This is a genomic window from Micromonospora echinofusca (assembly GCF_017614955.1).
Classification (GTDB): domain Bacteria; phylum Actinomycetota; class Actinomycetes; order Mycobacteriales; family Micromonosporaceae; genus Micromonospora; species Micromonospora echinofusca_A.
Genome location: NZ_WVUH01000535.1, coordinates 1 through 3,191, shown reverse-complemented (window position 1 = coordinate 3,191; position 3,191 = coordinate 1). Strand labels below are relative to the sequence as shown.

Sequence of the window (3,191 nt, the reverse complement as noted above, 5' to 3'; positions counted from 1 at the left end):
CCCGACAACACCTCCCCCACACCAAACCTGTCCGCCGCCTCCGCCAACCCCACCGGCGCCAGACGCAACACACCACCCGCCGGAAAACCCGGCCCCCGCAACGCGAACTGATCCCACAACCGCCATCTGTCACCCAGCGGTACCGGTACACCCGTCATCGTCGGCCACCGCTCACCGGTCGGTGTCCAGGTCGACGACCGAGGCGAGATCCTCCGGGGTCGGGTACGCGAAGACCAGGGCGACCGGTACCTCCACGCCGAGCAGGGCGTGCAGCCGGGCGGTGATCTGGAAGGCGGCCAGGGAGTCCCCGCCGGCCTCGAAGAAGTCGCTGGTGGTGTCGAGGCTGTCGTCGTTGAGCGTCTCCCGGTAGAGGCCCGCGATCACCTCGGGCACGTCGGTGGGACGGATGGTCGCGTCGTTCGCCGTGTTCACTGGTCGGTCCTCTCGTAGGTCGGTACAGGTCGGATCGCACCGTCGGGTGCGGTCGGGGCGGTCAGCGTGGCCGCCGTGTTCCCGCCGGAGACGATGGCCACCGAGGTACCGGTGCGGGGGTACTGGAGCGCACCGGCGAGGGCGACGCTGCCGGTGGGTTCCGCGTCGATGCCCGCCGCCCGCAGCAGCGCCATCGCGTCGGTGACCGCCTCGTCGGTGACCCCGATCAACGCGTCCACGCGGGACCGGATGATCGGGAAGGGCACCGCGCCCGGGCGCTGTCCCCGCAGACCGTCGGCGACGGTGTCCGGTGGGGGCAGCTCGACCGGGCGGTCCTCGGCCACCGACCGGGCGTACCGGCGGGCGGCCATCGGTTCGACACCGACGATGCGGACCCGTCTGGTCAGCGTGCACGCGGCGAGGCAGATCCCGGCGAGCAGTCCACCACCGCCGGTGGGTACGAAGATCAGGTCGAGGTCGGGCACGTCGGCGAAGACCTCCAGCCCGACCGTGCCCTGACCGGCGACCACCAGGTCGTGGTCGGAGGAGGGCACGAGGACCGCACCGGTCCGGGCCGCGTACGACTGCGCGTGCCGGTCCCGTTCGACCACGCCGCCCTCGACCACCACCACCCGGCCGCCCAGGTCCCGGATGGTCGCCGCTTTCGCCCCGCTGGCCCCGGCGGCCATCACCACGGTGACCGGCACGCCGAGGGCGCGACCGAGGGTGGCGACCGCGATGCCGTGGTTGCCGGACGACCCCGCGACGATCTCCCCGGCGCCGTGCCCGAGCATCGCGTTCGCCGCGCCGCGCACCTTGAACGAGCCGCTCACCTGGAGGTGCTCGGCCTTGAGCAGGATGCCGGGCAGCGGGGCGACGGTCAGCAACGGCGTACGCCGGACCAGACCGGCGATCCGCCCGGCGGCGAGCAGCACGTCGGCGACGCCGAGTTGGGTGCCCGCGCGGGTCATGCCGGGCCACCGGGAGCGGTCGGCCGGCCCGCACCGAGCGCCGCCCGGTCGATCTTCCCGCTGGCGGTGGTGGGCACCCGGTCGGTCCGCACGAAGCGGCGCGGCATCATGTGGTACGGCAGGGTGCGCGCCAGATGGGTCCGCAGCGCCGCGTCGGTGGTGCCGTCGAGGTCGCCGGTGACGTGGGCGATCAACCAGGTCCGGCCCTGCTCGTCGGTCTCCGGCACGATCACCGCAGCGGTGACGGCGGGATGGCCGAGCAGCGCCCCCTCGATCTCGGCCGGGTCCACCCGGTACCCCCGGACCTTGACCTGCCGGTCGGCCCGGCCCAGGTACTCCAGGCAGCCGTCCGGACCGCGCCGGGCCAGGTCGCCGGTGCGGTACATCCGGCTGCCCGGCGGGCCGAGCGGATCGGGCACGAACCGGTCGGCGGTCAGGGCCGGTCGCCCGCAGTACCCCCGGGCCACCCCGGCGCCGCCGATGTGCACCGCCCCGACCGTGCCGTCGGGTACCGGTCGCAGGTCGGCGTCGAGCAGCTGCACCGTGACGCCGTCGACCGGTTCGCCGACCAGGTCCCGGGTGGTCTCCGCCGGCTGCGGCACGTGGTACCGGGTCGAGGTCATCGTGCACTCGGTCGGGCCGTACTGGTTGACCAGCCCACCCGTGAGGGTCGACCGTCCCCCCGCGACGAGGAACGGGCGCAGGGACTCGCCACTGGTGACGACGAGCCGGAACCCGGCCAGCCGCCGCGCGGCGTCGGCGTGCCGGACGAGGGCGGTCAGCAGGGACGGGGTGGCGCTGAGGACGGTGTTGCCGCCGAACCTGGCCACCACCTGCGCGAACCCGTCGGGGCGCAGCAGGTCGGCGCGGGGCACCAGGACCAAACGGCCACCGGCGACCAGCGGGGCGAAGATGTCCCGGATCGACGCGTCGTAGCCCAGCGGTGCCACCTGCACCACGACCGTGTCCCGGTCCAGGCCGTAGTCGTCGACCAGGAACCGCAGGTAGTCGTGCACCCCACGGTGTTCGACGAGCACCGCGTTCGGGGTACCGGTCGAGCCGGAGGTGTGACTGACGTAGGCCAGTGACGACGGGTCAACCGGTCGCGGCGCGGGTCGCCGGTCGGGGCCGGGGTACGGCCGGTCGAGCAGGACCGTCGGCCCGGGGACGGGCAGGTCGAGCCGCCCGGCGAGCGTGCTGTCGGTGATCAGGAGACCGGTCCGGGCCCCGGTCACCATGGCGGCCGACCGCTCGGGCGGCTGGTCCACGTCGAGGGTGAGGAAGGCGCCGCCGGCCCGGACCACCGCGGCCATCGCCACGACGGCGTCGACGCCCCGGGGCAGCGCCACCGCGCAGACCCGTTCGGGACCGACCCCGACGGCGGCCAGCCGCCCGGCCAGCCGGTCGATCCGGTCGACCAGGGCGGCGTAGTCCAGCACCGTCTCGGGCGTGACGATCGCCGGTGCGTCCGGTTGCCGGTCGGCCCGGTCCCGGATGTCGTCGACGAAGGTCCGGCAGCCGAGCGTCGTCCGGCCGCCGGAGGGACGGCGGGCGGCACCGGCCGGGGCAGGGACGGCGGAGCGGTCGACGTCGGTCATGCCGCACCCTGCCCGTTCCGGGCCGGACGGTCGTCCCCGGTGCGCTGGTCGACGGCGACGAAGCGCAGCTCCGACGTGTACCGGTTGCCCTCGTCGTCGGTCAACCACGCCTGCTCCGGCGTCGGCAACATCTCCGTCACCGTCAACCGACCCGACGGATCCTGCCGCGCCAACCGCCGCACCGCCTTCG

At 74.4% G+C, this 3,191-nt stretch carries 4 protein-coding genes; all 4 read right to left on the bottom strand.

The features are described 5' to 3' along the window. Positions 1-171 precede the first annotated feature (171 nt). Positions 172-432: an acyl carrier protein gene (locus tag GSF22_RS35240; protein WP_439957837.1), complete on the bottom strand. Its 261-nt coding sequence runs from the start codon at positions 430-432 to the stop codon at positions 172-174. Further along, positions 429-1,403 carry a threonine ammonia-lyase gene (locus GSF22_RS32300; protein WP_208817700.1) on the bottom strand — a complete coding sequence of 325 codons (975 nt, stop codon included), beginning with the start codon at positions 1,401-1,403 and terminating at the stop codon, positions 429-431. The genes GSF22_RS35240 and GSF22_RS32300 overlap by 4 nt, the downstream gene beginning before the upstream one ends. Then, positions 1,400-3,001: an amino acid adenylation domain-containing protein gene (locus GSF22_RS32295; protein WP_208817699.1), complete on the bottom strand. Its 1,602-nt coding sequence runs from the start codon at positions 2,999-3,001 to the stop codon at positions 1,400-1,402. The genes GSF22_RS32300 and GSF22_RS32295 overlap by 4 nt, the downstream gene beginning before the upstream one ends. Beyond that, on the bottom strand, positions 2,998-3,191 hold a 194-nt coding region (locus GSF22_RS32290), incomplete at its 5' end, for a hypothetical protein (protein ID WP_208817698.1). The genes GSF22_RS32290 and GSF22_RS32295, both read right to left, overlap by 4 nt.